This window comes from Paraburkholderia sp. RCC_158, from assembly GCF_041355255.1.
In the GTDB taxonomy this organism is placed as follows: Bacteria; Pseudomonadota; Gammaproteobacteria; order Burkholderiales; family Burkholderiaceae; genus Paraburkholderia; species Paraburkholderia graminis.
In genome coordinates this window covers 662742-677950 of record NZ_JBFUPM010000001.1, presented here as the reverse complement: position 1 = coordinate 677950, position 15209 = coordinate 662742, and the positions used below count along the sequence as shown (strand labels likewise).

General features: G+C 62.4%; 15 protein-coding genes. 6 read left to right on the top strand and 9 right to left on the bottom strand.

What is annotated here, in order from left to right; translation table 11 throughout:
* Positions 1–41 precede the first annotated feature (41 nt).
* Both AB6809_RS03015 and AB6809_RS03010 read right to left on the bottom strand, forming a co-directional pair.
* Complete coding sequence (locus AB6809_RS03015) at positions 42–908, bottom strand: IclR family transcriptional regulator (RefSeq protein ID WP_029967063.1); 867 nt, start codon at positions 906–908, stop codon at positions 42–44.
* A complete protein-coding gene (locus AB6809_RS03010; RefSeq protein ID WP_029967062.1) occupies positions 905–1759 on the bottom strand; it encodes an IclR family transcriptional regulator in 855 nt (284 codons plus the stop codon). The genes AB6809_RS03015 and AB6809_RS03010 overlap by 4 nt, the downstream gene beginning before the upstream one ends.
* A 277-nt stretch (positions 1760–2036) precedes the next feature.
* Between AB6809_RS03010 and AB6809_RS03005 the strand changes: the two genes are divergently transcribed.
* The 5 genes from AB6809_RS03005 to AB6809_RS02985 all read left to right on the top strand — a co-directional run bounded on the left by AB6809_RS03005 (position 2037) and on the right by AB6809_RS02985 (position 7270).
* Positions 2037–2996, top strand: coding sequence for an MBL fold metallo-hydrolase (locus AB6809_RS03005; protein ID WP_029967060.1), 960 nt, complete (start codon positions 2037–2039; stop codon positions 2994–2996).
* 65 nt (positions 2997–3061) lie between these two features.
* Positions 3062–4771: an FAD-dependent oxidoreductase gene (locus AB6809_RS03000; RefSeq protein ID WP_371025986.1), complete on the top strand. Its 1710-nt coding sequence runs from the start codon at positions 3062–3064 to the stop codon at positions 4769–4771.
* Positions 4772–4819: 48 nt separating this feature from the next.
* Complete coding sequence (locus AB6809_RS02995; protein WP_006047255.1) at positions 4820–5056, top strand: DUF2783 domain-containing protein; 237 nt, start codon at positions 4820–4822, stop codon at positions 5054–5056.
* 102 nt (positions 5057–5158) lie between these two features.
* The gene (locus AB6809_RS02990; protein WP_307260238.1) at positions 5159–6499 is read left to right on the top strand and encodes an MFS transporter; all 1341 of its coding nucleotides are present in this window, start codon (positions 5159–5161) and stop codon (positions 6497–6499) included.
* A gap of 69 nt (positions 6500–6568) precedes the next feature.
* The gene (locus tag AB6809_RS02985; protein ID WP_029967056.1) at positions 6569–7270 is read left to right on the top strand and encodes a 4'-phosphopantetheinyl transferase superfamily protein; all 702 of its coding nucleotides are present in this window, start codon (positions 6569–6571) and stop codon (positions 7268–7270) included.
* A 124-nt stretch (positions 7271–7394) separates the two neighbouring features.
* On the opposite strand, the gene AB6809_RS02980 is transcribed toward AB6809_RS02985, so the two are convergent.
* The 7 genes from AB6809_RS02980 to AB6809_RS02950 form a co-directional block, all read right to left on the bottom strand.
* Positions 7395–7868 (bottom strand): Lrp/AsnC family transcriptional regulator, encoded by a 474-nt coding sequence (locus AB6809_RS02980; RefSeq protein WP_029967054.1) that lies wholly within the window; start codon positions 7866–7868, stop codon positions 7395–7397.
* A 531-nt stretch (positions 7869–8399) separates the two neighbouring features.
* Entirely contained in the window at positions 8400–9200 is an 801-nt protein-coding gene (locus tag AB6809_RS02975) for an SDR family oxidoreductase (protein WP_029967052.1), read from the bottom strand.
* Positions 9201–9341: 141 nt separating this feature from the next.
* Complete coding sequence (locus tag AB6809_RS02970) at positions 9342–9497, bottom strand: DUF3309 family protein (protein WP_006047249.1); 156 nt, start codon at positions 9495–9497, stop codon at positions 9342–9344.
* A 143-nt stretch (positions 9498–9640) separates the two neighbouring features.
* Positions 9641–10870, bottom strand: coding sequence for a YbfB/YjiJ family MFS transporter (locus tag AB6809_RS02965; RefSeq protein WP_029967051.1), 1230 nt, complete (start codon positions 10868–10870; stop codon positions 9641–9643).
* Positions 10871–10946: 76 nt separating this feature from the next.
* Positions 10947–11573, bottom strand: a complete 627-nt coding sequence (locus AB6809_RS02960; protein WP_029967049.1) for a TetR/AcrR family transcriptional regulator — start codon at positions 11571–11573, stop codon at positions 10947–10949.
* Between the two features lie 177 nt (positions 11574–11750).
* Positions 11751–11957: a hypothetical protein gene (locus AB6809_RS02955; RefSeq protein ID WP_029967048.1), complete on the bottom strand. Its 207-nt coding sequence runs from the start codon at positions 11955–11957 to the stop codon at positions 11751–11753.
* A 343-nt stretch (positions 11958–12300) separates the two neighbouring features.
* The gene (locus AB6809_RS02950) at positions 12301–12519 is read right to left on the bottom strand and encodes a hypothetical protein (protein WP_006047245.1); all 219 of its coding nucleotides are present in this window, start codon (positions 12517–12519) and stop codon (positions 12301–12303) included.
* A gap of 482 nt (positions 12520–13001) precedes the next feature.
* On the opposite strand from AB6809_RS02950, the gene AB6809_RS02945 reads away from it, so the two are divergent.
* Complete coding sequence (locus tag AB6809_RS02945; protein WP_029967046.1) at positions 13002–15185, top strand: serine/threonine protein kinase; 2184 nt, start codon at positions 13002–13004, stop codon at positions 15183–15185.
* Positions 15186–15209: the final 24 nt, after the last annotated feature.

Below are 15209 nucleotides of genomic sequence, written 5' to 3'. Positions count from 1 at the left end.
GCCGCCGACGACGCGGCCGACGCCGCGCAGGAACCCTTGATTCAGCCCATCCAGCCAAACCGCCGCGACAACCGCAGCGTCGCCGCACGCAGCGTCTGCGCCGGGCCGGCCGCCGCGGCGCTGTCGAAGCTGCCGCTCGGTCCCATCAGCGCGAGCACGAGGCAAATGCTGCCCGTGTGGTCGAACACGGGCGCCGCGAGCGTGTCGATGCCCGGCACGGGCCGGCTCAGCGCGGTATCGATTCCGTCGGCCCGAATCTGCGCGAGACGCTGCGCATAGCTTGCGTTCAGCGTGGGCGGCGCGCTTTTGCCGGCGAAAACATCGGCCTCGTTCGCTCCTGCGAGCCGCAAGTGATCCTGCGCGAGCAGCCCGGCACGCACGTCGTCGGCGACATGGGCGGCGAAAACGCGCCCGATCGCCGTATTCACCAGCGACATCACCGTGCCCACCCGCAAGCTCACATGCAAGGGACGCGGCGATTCCTCCAGCCGCACGACCGTCGGTCCGAGCGGACCGAGCACCGCCATGGCGACGCTCATTCCCGTCGATGCCGCCAGTTCGACCACTTCGGGCTCGGCCTCGCGCGTCGGCGAAAGACGCTGCAGGCCGATCAAGCCAAGCTCCAGCGCAAGCGGCCCGGCTTCGAAACAGCCGGACGCGCCGCGGCTCAGCAAGCCGGTCTTGAGCAGGCTCACCAGATGCGGAAACGCTTTCGCCGGCGGCATGCCGGCTGCGGCGGCGAGGTCGCGCAAGGTCAGCGGCCGCGCCGCCGCGACGAGCGCGGCCAGCAGTTCGCCGGTGCTGTCGAGCGACTGGATGCCGCGCTGCGGCTTTGTATCCGTGGAAACAGCCGTGGAAGCAGGCGCGGAAAGCGGCGTGGAAGAAGGGTTGTCAGTACGAGCGGTCACGATGCGGACAATGCAAGCAGTGAGGGTTGGGCGGCAAGCTCGGCGCCGATCTCGCGAGCCGCGCCGAGCAACGCGCGGGCGATGCGGCCATCGGCGGCCACGTCGATCGAGCCCGTCGAGCCGATCACCGTCAGCGCCAGCGCGAGTCGCCCGTCCGGATCGAACACGGGCGCGCTCAGGCTGCTGATGCCAGGACTCGGCGCATCGACACTGCTTTCGAGGCCGCGCGCGCGAATCTTCTCGAGCGACGTCTGGAACGCGGCGTCGCGCGGCGCGGCCGTCGCGCTTTGGTCGGCGCCCGACTGATTCGCCCACATCGCGTCGAGCGTTTCGCGCGGCAGGTATGCGCAGAACACGCGTCCCGTCGACGTCGCCGGCAGCGACATGACCGTGCCGACATGCAGATTCACATGCAGCGGAAAGCCCCCATGTTCATAGCGAACGATGGTCGGCCCCTGCGGCCCGGCGATACAGATCGCGACGCTAAAGCCGATTGCTTCGGCGAGCGCCGCCACGCGCGGCACGGCGGCGCGAAACGCCGGCTGATTTTCCAGATGCAATAGACCCAGCCGCAGCGACAGCGGGCCGGGCTCATAACGGCCCGACAACTCGTCGCGCTTGACGAGACCAAGCCGGCTTAGGCTCACGAGATAAGCATGGGCCTGTCCGGGCGCCAGATCGGCGGCGATGGCGAGGTCCGACAGCGCGAGCGGCATGCGCGCCTGCGCGAGCGCGAGCAGCAGCCGGCCGCCGACTTCGACGCTCTGAATGCCGCGCTGCGTCTTGCCGCCTTCCGCTATTTCAGTACCGCTCGCGCCTTTGCCGGGGGCCGCTTTCGCTGCTTTGCTCACGCCTGCGCTCGTCCGTAAAAAGGGTCCATGTTAACCGAACCGCGACTGCGAACTGTCACCGTCCACGCTTCAATGTTAGGCGTTTGGTGATTTGCGTATAGCGATACATTTCGCTATTGACAAATAAACAGGCGCGGCCATAAGATGCAATCACCCCGACATACCGGCGCAGTCACAGAGTCAAAAACGGGGCGAGACAACCTTCAATACCGCCAGCCCGCGCCGCAGCGCGCAGCCGGCCGTCTCGCCTCATATCCAACTTTTGAGGGAGACGAGCATGGCAAAGGCATTTGCATCGCAGGCCGATCTGGAAGTCAAGAAAGTCACGTGGACGAAGTTGTCCGAGAACGCCTACGCCTACACGGCCGAAGGCGATCCGAACTCGGGCGTGATCATCGGCGACGACGGCGTGCTGATCGTCGACACGACCGCCACGCCGGCCATGGCGCAAGACCTCATCGCGAAGATTCGCAGCGTCACCGACAAGCCGATCAAATACGTCGTGCTCTCGCACTATCACGCGGTGCGCGTGCTCGGCGCGTCGGCGTATTTCGAGGAAGGCGCGCAGGAAATCATCGCGAGCCGGGGCACGTACGAGATGATCGTCGAGCGCGGCGAAGCGGACATGAAGTCGGAGATCGAACGCTTTCCGCGTCTTTTTGCCGGCGTCGAAACGGTGCCGGGCCTCACGTGGCCGACGCTCGTCTTCGAAAAGGAAATGACGCTGTTCCTCGGCAAGCTCGAAGTGCGCATCGCGCATCTCGGCGCGGGTCATACGAAGGGCGATACGGTCGTGTGGCTGCCGTCGCAAAAGGTGCTGTTTTCCGGCGATCTCGTCGAATACGACGCGGCGTGCTATTGCGGCGACGCGCAGCTCCAACAATGGCCGGCGACGCTCGAAGCACTGCGCGCGCTCAATGCCGAGAAGCTCGTGCCGGGCCGCGGCCCCGCGCTGACCACGCCGGAAGACGTCAACAAAGGTCTCGATTACACGAAGGATTTCGTGACGACGTTGCTGCAGCAAGGCCGTGAAGCGGTCGAGCAGAAGCTCGATCTGAAGGCCGCGATGGCGCACACGCGCAAGGCGATGGACCCGAAATTCGGCCACGTGTTCATCTACGAACATTGCTTGCCGTTCGACGTTTCGCGCGCTTTCGACGAAGCAAGCGGCATCACGCATCCGCGCATCTGGACCGCGCAGCGCGACAAGGAAATGTGGGACGCGCTGCAAGCCTGACGGCATCGCATACAAAAGAACAGGCAAGCGCAGCACAGCAAAGCGGAGCAGGACGGAGACACAACATGAGCATCAACTACCAGACGCTGTCGTTCGAATATCAGCCGTGCCGCGAACAGGACGCGCGCCACGGCGCGGAGCAGACGGTCTATCCGGTGATCGTGGTCGGTGCGGGGCCGGTGGGTCTTGCCACCGCAATCGACATCGCGCAGCAGGGCGTGCCCGTCATACTCGTGGACGACGACTGCTCGTTGTCCACGGGTTCGCGCGCGATCTGCTTCTCGAAGCGCTCACTCGATATTTTCGATCGCCTCGGATGCGGGCAGCGAATGGTGGACAAGGGCATTAGCTGGAATGTCGGCAAAGTGTTCCTCAAGGATGAACTCGTCTACTCGTTCAATCTGCAGCCCGAAGCAGGTCATCATCGTCCGGCGTTTATCAATTTGCAGCAGTACTACGTCGAAGGCTTTCTGCTCGAACGCGCGCAGCAAATGCCAAACATCGAGATTCGCTGGAAAAGCAAGGTGGTCGGTATCGAGCAGTGCGGAACGCCAGGCGCGCGCGACGCGTCGGTTACGCTGACGGTGGAAACGCCCGACGGGCAATATGCGTTGCGTGGCCGGTATGTCGTCGCCGCCGACGGTTCGCGCAGTCCGATCCGCAATCTGATGGGACTCGATAGTAAAGGCGTGACGTTCAAGGACCGCTTCCTGATCGCCGACGTGAAGATGGAAGCGGACTTTCCGACCGAGCGCTGGTTCTGGTTCGATCCGCCATTCCATCCGAACCAATCGGTGTTGCTGCATCGTCAGCCGGATAACGTGTGGCGAATCGACTTTCAGCTTGGATGGGACGCCGATCCGGTGCTTGAGAAAACGCCCGAGCGCGTGATTCCGCGTGTGCGTGCCTTGCTCGGACCGGATGCAAAGTTCGAACTGGAATGGGTTAGCGTCTATACGTTTTCGTGTTTGCGCATGGAACGCTTCCGGCACGGCAACGTGCTGTTCGCGGGCGATTCCGCACACGGCGTCTCGCCGTTCGGCGCACGCGGTGCGAATAGCGGCGTGCAGGATGCGGAGAACCTCGCATGGAAACTGGCAATGGTATTGGAGGGCAACGCATCGGATGCGTTGCTCGACACGTATGCCAGCGAGCGCGAGTTTGCCGCCGACGAAAACATCCGCAACTCCACGCGTTCTACTGACTTCATCACGCCGAAGAGCCCGGTTAGCCGCGTGTTTCGAGATGCCGTGCTGAAGCTCGCGCGTCACCATCCGTTTGCGCGGCAACTGACGAATAGCGGTCGCCTGTCGGTGCCGGCGGTGTTGAGCGATTCGCCGCTGAATACGCCGGATAGCGACAGCTTCGAGGGCCTCATGGTGCCGGGCGCCTCGTGTGTCGATGCACCCGTGCACGCGGCCGGCGAATCGACGTGGCTGCTTCAGCATCTCGGTCAGCAATTCACAGGCGTGCTTTTTTGCGGCGATCAAGGCATCGACGCCGCGACCGAAACTGCGCTGAAAGCGCTTCGTACAAGCACTATTCCGTTGAAGCTCGTGGTGATCGCGCGCAGCGAAACGCCGCCGGCAGCAATAGCAGATGCGACGATTCTGCGCGACGCCGAGGGTCTCGCGAGCGCGCGCTACGACGCGCGACCCGGCACGTTCTATCTGATCCGGCCGGACCAGCATGTGTGCGCACGTTGGCGGCAACTCGAACCGCTCGCTGTGGAGCATGCGTTAAAGCGCGCGTTGTGCGTGCAAGGCACAGCCTGAAAGAACGCCCCGCGTTCGCAGCAAAAAAATAGAATCCGGAGACACATCATGGCACTGATCACGCAACCGAACCTCGCGCGTCCCGATGACTTTTACGAGGCGTTGATCGACATGCATCGCGGCCTCGACGATGCGCGCAGTCAGTCGGCGAATGCGCAACTCATTCTGCTGCTCGCGAACCATATCGGCGATCACGCGACGCTGCTCGAAGCAATCCGGCACGCGCGCGAAGGCGTGGCGGACGTGTCGCCGGAAGGCGGCGAAGTTCATCCGCTGGCGGCCTGAGCCGCCGCACGCGCACCTCAGCGACAACCACAACGCGGCGCATCAAGACGCCGGACCCGCGGGTCCGTTGGACCCATCACGCCTCATGTCTGGAGATAACCGATGAGTCAGTCCCTCTCGCCAGCGCTCGAGCCTGGTTCAAGCGCCGCTGCGCACGACGATCTGCTATACCGCAAGGTATCGCTGCGCATCATTCCATTTTTGTTTCTTTGCTACGTCGTGTCGTTTCTGGACCGCATCAACATCGGCTTCGCGCAGTTGCAGATGAAGCACGACCTCGGGTTCAGCGACGCAATGTACGGACTCGGCGCCGCTGTGTTTTACATCGGCTATGTACTGTGCGAAGTGCCAAGCAACCTGCTGCTTGCGAAGTTCGGCGCGCGCCGCACGTTCACGCGAATCATGTTGCTGTGGGGCGTGGCGTCGGTCGGCATGATGATGGTGTCGACGCCCGCGCATTTCTATGTGCTTCGCTTCATGCTCGGCGTGTTCGAGGCGGGCTTCTTTCCCGGCATCGTGCTGTATCTGACGTACTGGTATCCGGCGCGGCGGCGTGCGGCGGTGCTGTCGATATTTTTCGCCGGCGTGGCGGTCGCGGGCGTGCTCGGCGGGCTCGTGTCGGGCTGGATCATGCGCGATATGGGCGGCGTGCTCGGCCTGTTCGGCTGGCAGTGGATGTTCATCATCGAAGGGGCGCCCGCGCTTATCCTCGGTCTCATCGCCGCGGTTTATCTCGTCGACGGTCCGCAGCACGCGCAATGGCTCACCGCTGATGAGAAAGCGCAATTGATCGCGCAACGCGACGAGGACCGCGCGGCTTTATCGCAGCCGTCGCACGCATCGCATTCATCGCGCTCGTTCACGCAGGCGCTGCGTAATCCGCGCGTCTATCTGTTCGCGTTCATCTATTTCTCGCTGACGTGCGCGTCGTTGACGCTCAATTTCTGGATGCCGTTGATGATCCGCGACTTCGGCATTCGCGATGTTCTTGCGATCAGTCTGTACAGTGTCATTCCAAATGCAGTCGGCGCGGTCGGGCTGATTCTGATTGCTCGCCATTCCGATCGGCGCGGAGAACGGCGCCGGCATTTCGCGGTATGCACGATCGGCGGCGGCATCGCGCTTTCGCTTTTGACCCTGCATTTAAGCAGTTTTCCTGCGATGCTCGCGATTCTCTCGCTCGCCGCCGTGCTCATTTTCGCCGCGTTGCCGATCTTCTGGACGGTGCCGGCGAGCTATCTGTCGGGCACCGCGGCGGCGGGCGGCATTGCGCTGATCAGCAGCATCGGCATTACGAGCGGCATTGTGAGCCCGTGGGTGATCGGGCAGATCAAGACGCATACCGGCAGCATGGACAACGCGCTTTATCTGCTGACCGTGTTGCTGTTCACAAGCGGGATTGCATTGCTGCTCGGCGTGCCGAAGGAATCCAGACGGGTTTAACGGCGCGGTGCTTTATAAAAGGACCATCGTGTAGAGTCGCGGTAATTCCATTGCGCCTCGACTCTTGCGATGTCCGCCATTATCGCCCCCGTTCCGCTGCAGCATGAAGGCCCGCATGACCTGTCGTTGTGGCGTGTCGATCTGTCATTCGACACGTCGCTCGACGCCGCGTCCTTTGCATCGCTTTCCGACGACGAGCGCGCGAGAGCACGCAGCTTCCGCCGCGCCGAAGACGCGCTGCGCTTCGCCACAACGCGCGCTGCGTTGCGCGAGTTGCTTGCAGAACGTATTGACGCCGATGCGCACGCTCTGCGCTTTACGGTCGATGCAAACGGGCGACCGCGTCTCGCAGATTCGACGGCATTCGACTTCAACGTGTCGCACGCGGGCGCATGTGGCTTGATCGCGATGTCGTCGGCGCGGCGCGTGGGTGTCGATATAGAGCAGTGCAGCGATACGTTCGATTGGCGCTCCATCGTCACGTTGACGCTTGATCCGCACGAGGCGGCGTGGACCGAGCGCCTTGATCGTTCCGCGCAAATGGCCGCGTTCTACGATGCATGGACCGCCAAGGAAGCGCTCGTCAAAACGACAGGCGCGGGCATCGCGCGCGGGTTGCAGCATTTGAGCGTGCTGCCGCGCGAGGGCCAGCGCGTGACGCTGCGCGGCCCGATTCCCGATGATATGCGTGCGATCGCCGCGCAATGGATAGCCGCGCCGCGCGGCTACGCGGCATGCGTCGCGTGGTCGTCGACGCCGCTTGCTTCGTAGCAAACCCACTGTTGAGACCGTTTTGCGGCGTCTGTCATTGCGCCCATGACGCAACTAACGGTCAGCCCCGCCCGGCGCCTCCGGACAACGGCAGGAAGCGCTCGCAACGACTCGTCAGCGCGCATTAAACCTGCACAGACGGAATGCTCTTCATGCAGCGCAGCGCGAACATCGAGCGGCTATGACGAATGCCCGCGATCTTGTACAGCTTCTCGCGCAGGAAGCGCTCATAACCCGCCGTGCCGTCCACAGCCACCTTGACCAGATAGTCGTAATCGCCGGAGACGAGATACGCCTCGAGTACTTCGGTGAGTGTCGCGAGTTCCGCGCCGAAACGCGCGAGCGCGTCGTCGTCGTGTCGATCGAGCGTGACTTCGAGCAGAACAATATCCGCCAAGCCGAGCTTCTGCTGATCGAGCAGCGCGACGTAGCCGCGAATGTAGCCTTCGGTTTCGAGTTGGCGTGTGCGGTTCCAGCATGCCGTGGTCGACATGCCGACGAGTTCGGCGAGTTCCGCATTGCTCACGCGTGCGTTCTTTTGCAATGCGCGGAGGATTCTGCGGTCCTGATTGTCCAGCTCGCGGGTCCGGCTGTTCATGGGCTGACTCGGAAGATTGTTCGTTCAGACGTGATTCTATCGGAAGAACGTTCCGTTAGTCGCCGCGTGGCACACCGCTTTAGGAAGCCTATCCAGCGAGCGTCCCGGTATATTTTTAGGGTGCATTCGCGCCCGGGAGAACCGTCCGGATCGCCGATCTTATGGCGTCCACGCGCGGCCACAAGCCGCTACCGGTATGACACTGCTTTTACCGAAGCAGCCTGAGCGGAAACCGCGACGCTACCCCGTCGCAGCGAACGCTCGCTCGGGCCCGAACGCATGTATTGCACTACATGAAAGAGACGCGCGGCCACCGAAGGGCCGCGCCACGGAGCGTGTTTCGAATGATCAATGGAAGATGAGGTACAGAATGACCAGCACGATCACCGGAACACCGAGAAGCCAGCCGAGTAGGTAAGGCATGATGTATCTCCTTTCGTATCGAGTTGGAATACGGAGAGCATTCAGCATGGGCCGTGCCTGAGGTGTCCGCGGATTCGTGCGATCAGTCTGTCAAAGCCGCACCACCGTCTAGCCGTTGTCGATGAACCCAGGATAGAGCGTCATGCCGCCGTCGACAAATAACGTTGTGCCCACAACGTAGTCGCTTTCATCCGATGCGAGCCACACGGCCGCCTTGCCGATGTCTTCGACTTCACCCACGCGGCCATAAGGAATCAATTGCAGTAGCTTTTGCTCTGCCGCGCGAGTCTCCCACGCGTCGCGATTGATCTTCGTGCGAATCGCGCCGGGCGCAATCGAGTTGACGCGAATGCGCTCGGGCGCGACTTCCTGTGCGAGCGATTTCATGAACATCTGAATCCCGCCTTTCGACGCAGCGTAGTTCACATGCCCGGCCCACGGAATGACTTCGTGCACCGAACTCATGCAAATGATCTTGCCGAGTGCTTTGGATGCGGAGGTCGGCCCGCGTCGCCGGAACTCTTTGACAGCGGCTTGCGCAGTGAGAAACTGTCCCGTCAAATTGGTGCCCAGCACGGTTTGCCATTCTTCCATCGACATATCGGCAATAGCGCTGTCCCTCTGCAAACCCGAATTCGCGACGACGATGTCCAGTGTGCCGAAGCGCGCGCGGCACGCGTCGAACATCGCATCGACATCGGCCGGATTCGATACGTCGGCTTTAACTGCGAACGCGGTGCCACCCGACTGGTTGATCTCGTCAGCGAGCTTCTCCGCCGATTCCGCATGCGAGTGATAGTTCAGCGCGACGGACGCGCCCGCATCCGCAAGCGCTCGCGCAACGCCATAGCCAATGCCGGAGCTCGCGCCCGTGACCAACGCAAACTGATTGGCGAGTAACTTTTCCATCGCAATTCCTCGGCGCTGAAAAGCGCATTCGTCTAGCTTCAGATGTAGCGAGGCCGCCGGATCTGCGAGCAGTTCACTGCATCGCAATCCGGCGGCCGGGCCTGCGTTTGACTTACTGATGTGAACGTGTCACCGCAATCGCTATATCACGCCGGCGACAAGCAGCACGATCACGACGATCAGCACGACGCCAAGACCACCCGTCGGCCCATAGCCCCACGAACGGCTATGCGGCCAGGTCGGCAACGCGCCAAGGAGAAGAAGAATCAGCACAACCAGAAGAATAGTTCCCAACATGTATGACCTCCGCTTGGTTGATGAAGCTCTCCTGTCCGCGGCTTTGCGCACTTACATAGTGAGCGCGCAAAGAGAAGACGGACCGGACAGCATCGTCACCTTTGAGGAGCAAGGCATGTGCCCAACGCGGAACATACACGGTGTCACGCCGCTAAAGAACCCGCGGTTCTGATGCGCGAAACAATCAGATCAGCGATGAACGCGACGCCAAGCGCCGCGGCGCCACACATGAAGATCAACGCATAGTTGTTGTGTGAATGCGAGAACAGATACGAGTAGCCATACCCGCCGAGCGCCTGGAAGAGAGCGAACGCTGTCGTCGCGCGGCTCCATGACGCGCGCTGTTCCGTGTGATCGTGCGGCACGAGTTCATGAATGCGACCGAGCGCGAGCGGCACGATGCCGGGCGTGAAGACTCCGAGAATAACGGTCGATAGTGTCAGCACCCACGCATTGCCGGAAAGCGCGATCATCGCGACGGCCACTGCCTGCAGCAACAAAGCCACGCGATAAGCCTTGCCGTAACCGATACGATGCGCAACGTTGCCCGCGATCAGCGGCCCCGCGATGGCGGCGAGCCCGTACAACACCCAATAGTTCGCGCCGATTGCCGCGCCTCGGCCCAGACCGCGCGCCACGTAATCGACGAGAAGAATCATCGCCGGCACGAGTCCGAGTGCGTTCGCGGCGTATTGCGCGTACAGCACGCGAAGCGCGAGCGTGCTGGTCTGCGCGCCATGATGATGAGCGGGCGCCGCGGCGGCAGCAGGCGGATTCGTCGACGGCCAGCCGAACCAGCTCACTACTGTCAATACGAGTGCAACAGCGCCGAGGCCGAGCCATGTGGTTTGCAGGCCGAAGTGCAACAGCTCGGGAATCAGCGTACCGGACGCAGCAATGCCGAGCCCGAGTCCGAGAAAGATCATGCCGCTGACAAAGCCACGGCGCGCTGCGGGAATATGCGGAAGAATCGAGGTCGCCACCAAAACCATGATGGCGCCGCCGGAGATCCCCGACAGCAAACGCCACACGAAGAACCAGCTTATCGACAGCGGATACGCACACGCGAAGAACGCCGCGGTCACCACGGCCATCAGCATGCGCAACGCGGTCCGGTTCGATAACGCGGACGCAAGCGGACGGCCGATCAGCGCGCCGATCAGATAGCCCGCGAAATTCGCGGCGCCCAATGTGACTGCTTGCGACGACGTGAACCAGTGCGCCTGGATCAGAGACGGAATGAGCGGCGTGTACGCAAAGCGCGCGAGGCCGATGGCAACGAGACTGCCGGAAAGCCCGGCGAAAGTGGCAAAGAGCGCGCGGGCGTCGAGCGATGTCGAGCTCGACGAGGACAAGGAGGGCGCTGTGGACATGACGGTTCCTTTACCGGCCAACGTGCATGACGCCGCGCCGGATGTCGGTGAAAGTGCGAAGGGATCGCTCGTTAGGTTAGACGCGTGTCTTTGACGCGCCGTGTTTGGCCGGCAGCGCCGGCAAGCCGAGCAGCTTCAGCGCGCCGGCAACCGCGCTCGTCAGCACGGCACGCTGCGGATCGACGCGTGCCAGCACACGCATGCCTAGCACGGTGGCGAGTAGATGAGTGGCGGTTTCGTCGGCGGAAACGGTTTTGGCAATCGCGCCGCTCTTTTGCGCCGCGACCAGGCAGCGATAAAAGAACTCGCGGATCTCGGCGAGTTCGGTTGCGACGAGCTGACGAAATGCTTCGTCCTCCGATGAAATTTCGAGCGCCGAATTAACCAGCATGCAGCCGCGCTTGTGCGGATCGGACACCGACCGCTCGATGGTTTCTTCGAAGAAACCGGTAATGGCATCGGCAGGCGGCATGGTGCTTTCAAAGCGCTTGATGCGCTCGCGCAGCGAATGATCCAGGTAGTGCTCGAGCGCGCGCAGATACAGCCCGCGTTTGTCGCCAAAGGCGTTGTAAAGGCTCGGCTGCGTGAGACCCGTGCATTTGACGAGATCGCGCGTGGACGTCGCCTCGTAGCCTTTCAGCCAGAACGTTGCGCTTGCTGCTTCGAGCACCTCTTGCTCGTCGAATCCGCGGGGTCGCGCCATGATGAGTGTCCTTTACCGCCTGCGTCGGTGGTTTTGTATCAATCGATATAGAACCGCATTATATATCGATCGACACAGAATGCAAGGGACGATGTGCGGCGGCGCGCATGGACGCCGCCGCGTCACGAGCGCAATGACGTGGCGCGGCGGTTTCCAATTGAGGACATCTCGAGCGTCCTACAGATAAGTGCCTTTGATGCGGCCTTCGAAGATGGCGGTGTTGATCGAGAAGTCGTCGACATGGCCGAGCGCGCCACCGTCGACGGTGACGACGACGGAACGGCCGCCGCGCACCAGCTTCAACTGCTCGGCGCTGAGCGTGACTTCTTCGTGGGCGGCCTCGGCGCCGCGAGGCAGGTCCTTGATGATGACGGTGGATTTCATGGCGATACTCCTTGAGGTGAATGGGCGAGCACGGCGGAGTGCTCGCTCATGTTCCTGCAAGGGATATGCCAATTTGCACGCGATAAAGAGCCGATCCGCAACGCGTCCGCCGATGCCAGGCCAGGCAAGGATGTGCATTGCGCGGCCTTTAATCGCAAAGCGCGACGATGCAAAACCAGCGGCCAGATGTATGGACACAGCAGACAGAACGCACCCGAACTGTTGGGCCGCGTGTACGCGGAACACCGCGCGACACGCACGCGTCCCGAAACGCGTCGCGGCAACAACAAAAGCGGCACGCGTCGATGACGCGTGCCGCTGTACTGCCTTGATAAACGCGAATCTAGCTGCGCCGTGTATTGCGCGTCGCCGCCACTTTCACGATGGTTTGATGCGCCGCGGGAAAGCCGGGCGGATATTCGACGACGCGAGTCGCGGTCGGCACGAGCGGCGCGGCGCTCGAGAGCCGCGCCCCAATGCGTGCGCCGCCGACAATGGCGGCCATCGCCTCACGGTCGAGTTCGACGTTGTCTGCGAGATCGTTGATGAGAAGCTTGGCCATGATGTGTTCGCCGCGAAAGTCGAGCGATTGGCCGGTGCGATGATCCGGCGTGCGCTCGCGGGTGTCGTCAGATGTGCTGAGGTCTCGTCGCACTATGAGTATAGGAAATCTGTTTTTAATCTGCCTGCCCGATTCAAGGATGCACGGCCTGCGCCAGATTTATTCAAGGTTCCTAATAAAAGTTATGGTGCCTTTATGGATAAGGCTTGCAGCGCTAAGCCGCGCGTCTTTTCCTATCCGTCGAAGCTGCGACGAGCAAGGCGAGTGGTGGCATTCACCCGACAACGCGCCGCATTATGTTGGACGACGCGCGACAAGCGCGAGCCGCGCATCGCGCGGGGCAATCCTGGTTTGCGAAAGAACAGGCCGGGAGCTAGTATCGAAGCGGCACATGTAACTGGTTACGACAGCTTTCCTAACGGCCGGCAGAGCCTTGGTCGAACGCGATCGGGGCTCACGGCAACGGCGGCAATTCGCACAACATGGCTAGCCTTGCGCGTGTGATTCACGACTTCCAGAACGGCGAGCTGTCGCGTGACGAGTTCGTCGCTCAACTCGACAGCACGTTGGTGACCGAAGGCCTCGGTCCGACGCAGCTGCTGGAGACGCTTGGCGCCGCGCATCGTAAAGCCCCGCTGCCGGAGGACCTTTATATCGAAGTGCGGCGGCGCATCGAGCAACTGCGCGTGTCGAATGTGGTGGCCGGCGGCGAGGAAACCGGCATACAGACCACGGTGGAGATGCCCTCGGTGGTGCCGGCCGGCGCGGGACGCACAGGCGCGTCCGCAAGTAGCGCGAACGTGCCCAACGGCGCAGGCTTCGACCAGATCAAAGGTATCGGCGATACGCTGAATAACCGCTTCGTTCTCGAAGAGTGCCTCGGCGTCGGCGGAATGGGGACGGTTTATAAGGCGCTCGATCTGCGCAAGCTCGAGGCGTCCGACAGAAAACCGTACCTTGCCGTCAAGGTGCTCAACGTTCAGTTCCGCGGCAATCCGAATTCGCTCGTCGCGTTGCAGCGCGAGGCGCGCAAGGCGCAGGTGCTCGCGCATCGCAACATCATCACGGTGTACGACTTCGATCGCGACGGCCCCATCGTTTATCTGACGATGGAGTACCTGTCGGGCAAGCCGCTCAGCCAGTTGCTGCGCACGCCGGGCTATCAGGGCATGCCGGTTCGCGCCGCGCTGCCGATCGTGCGCGGCATGTGCAGCGCGCTCGCGTATGCACACGAACGCGGCTTCGTGCATTGCGATTTCAAACCCGCCAATGTTTTTCTCACGACGAATGCCGAAGTGAAGGTCATCGACTTCGGTATTGCCCGCGTGTTTCAGCGGCCCGAAGAAGAAAGCGATGCAACCGTGTTCGATCCAGGCAGCCTCGGCGCGTTGACGCCTGCGTATGCGAGCCCGGAGATGATCGAGCATCGCGAGCCCGATCCGCGTGACGATATTTATGCGCTCGGCTGTATCACGTATGAGTTGCTGACGGGGCATCATCCGTTCGACCGCTTGTCCGCGACGCAGGCGCGCAATGCCGAATTCAAGCTGCAGCGTCCGCCGAATCTCGATGCGACGCAATGGCGTGCATTACGGGCCGCGCTTTCCTTCGACCGCGCGACGCGCATGCCGAGCGTCACGCGCTTCATCGCCGAGTTCGACAACGAGGCGCGCGCGGAAAAGTCGGGGACATTGGCGAAGGCGGGACTCGCCGGCTTCGCGGTGATTTGCGCGGCGGCGGTCGCCGTCTATGCGTGGCGCTCCGCGCCGAACCGTCATAGCGAAACGCAACTGGGTACGGGCACGTCGCAGGGGCGGGTGGAGGAAGCGGCGTCGTCGGCGACACAAGCGAGCGAGGCAGCGGCGACAGCGGCGACCAGCACCGCAAGTGCAGCAACAACGAATCCGACCACAGCAACGTCGTCATCCGCGACCGCTTCAGCGGCAGTAGTAGCCCCCACCCCGCCTGCTGCACCCAAACCCAAGCCCGCACTGACACTCGCAGCGGTTGCTCCGACGCTCGCGCAAGTGCCGTGCTCGGCGTTATCTGCATCGACGCAGGATCACACACTGACGGTGCGCGGCTATCTTTCGCAACGCTATGGCGTCGCGCGACTAAAAGACGGCCTCACGGCGCTACCCGGCGTGGACACGCTAAAGCTCGACGTCGAACCGGTCGCGGACGACAAATGCGACACCGTGAAGGCGCTTGCACCGTACTGGACGCAGAACTGGCAAGCCGGGCACATCGCGGGCTTGCAGGTGCGGCCGCCGAGCGGCCAATTGAACGAGGGCGATCCACTGGTTGTCGACGTGAGCACGCCCGGCTACGACTCGTATGTGAATCTGGACTACTACCAGCTCGACGGCAATGTCGTTCATATGGTGCCGAGTCCGCGCGCGAAGGACAACCAGGCGCCGCCGCACTATTCGGCGACGGTCGGCAGCGCGGGCGACTGGGTCATTTCAAAGCCGTTCGGTTCGGAGATGGTCGTGCTGCTGATCACGCCCGCGCCGCTCTTCGACAAGCCGCGCCCGGAAGCCGAATCGCGCGCCGACTATCTGCGCGCACTGGACACACGGCTCGCGCAAATAGCCGCGAAGTATGGCCGCGAGCGGATCGTGGCGGACTTCGCGCCGATCACCACGAAGCCGCATGCGCCATGATGTTTTCGTCGAGCGAGCCGAGTG

Bases quoted from the DNA above. Each gene is read 5' to 3' on its own strand.
- AB6809_RS03005 (WP_029967060.1), top strand. From the start codon at position 2,037: ATGGCAAAGGCATTTGCATCGCAGGCCGATCTGGAAGTCAAGAAAGTC.
- AB6809_RS03000 (WP_371025986.1), top strand. From the start codon at position 3,062: ATGAGCATCAACTACCAGACGCTGTCGTTCGAATATCAGCCGTGCCGC.
- AB6809_RS02995 (WP_006047255.1), top strand. From the start codon at position 4,820: ATGGCACTGATCACGCAACCGAACCTCGCGCGTCCCGATGACTTTTAC.
- AB6809_RS02990 (WP_307260238.1), top strand. From the start codon at position 5,159: ATGAGTCAGTCCCTCTCGCCAGCGCTCGAGCCTGGTTCAAGCGCCGCT.
- AB6809_RS02985 (WP_029967056.1), top strand. From the start codon at position 6,569: ATGTCCGCCATTATCGCCCCCGTTCCGCTGCAGCATGAAGGCCCGCAT.
- AB6809_RS02980 (WP_029967054.1), bottom strand. From the start codon at position 7,868: ATGAACAGCCGGACCCGCGAGCTGGACAATCAGGACCGCAGAATCCTC.
- AB6809_RS02975 (WP_029967052.1), bottom strand. From the start codon at position 9,200: ATGGAAAAGTTACTCGCCAATCAGTTTGCGTTGGTCACGGGCGCGAGC.
- AB6809_RS02970 (WP_006047249.1), bottom strand. From the start codon at position 9,497: ATGTTGGGAACTATTCTTCTGGTTGTGCTGATTCTTCTTCTCCTTGGC.
- AB6809_RS02965 (WP_029967051.1), bottom strand. From the start codon at position 10,870: ATGTCCACAGCGCCCTCCTTGTCCTCGTCGAGCTCGACATCGCTCGAC.
- AB6809_RS02960 (WP_029967049.1), bottom strand. From the start codon at position 11,573: ATGGCGCGACCCCGCGGATTCGACGAGCAAGAGGTGCTCGAAGCAGCA.
- AB6809_RS02955 (WP_029967048.1), bottom strand. From the start codon at position 11,957: ATGAAATCCACCGTCATCATCAAGGACCTGCCTCGCGGCGCCGAGGCC.
- AB6809_RS02950 (WP_006047245.1), bottom strand. From the start codon at position 12,519: ATGGCCAAGCTTCTCATCAACGATCTCGCAGACAACGTCGAACTCGAC.
- AB6809_RS02945 (WP_029967046.1), top strand. From the start codon at position 13,002: ATGGCTAGCCTTGCGCGTGTGATTCACGACTTCCAGAACGGCGAGCTG.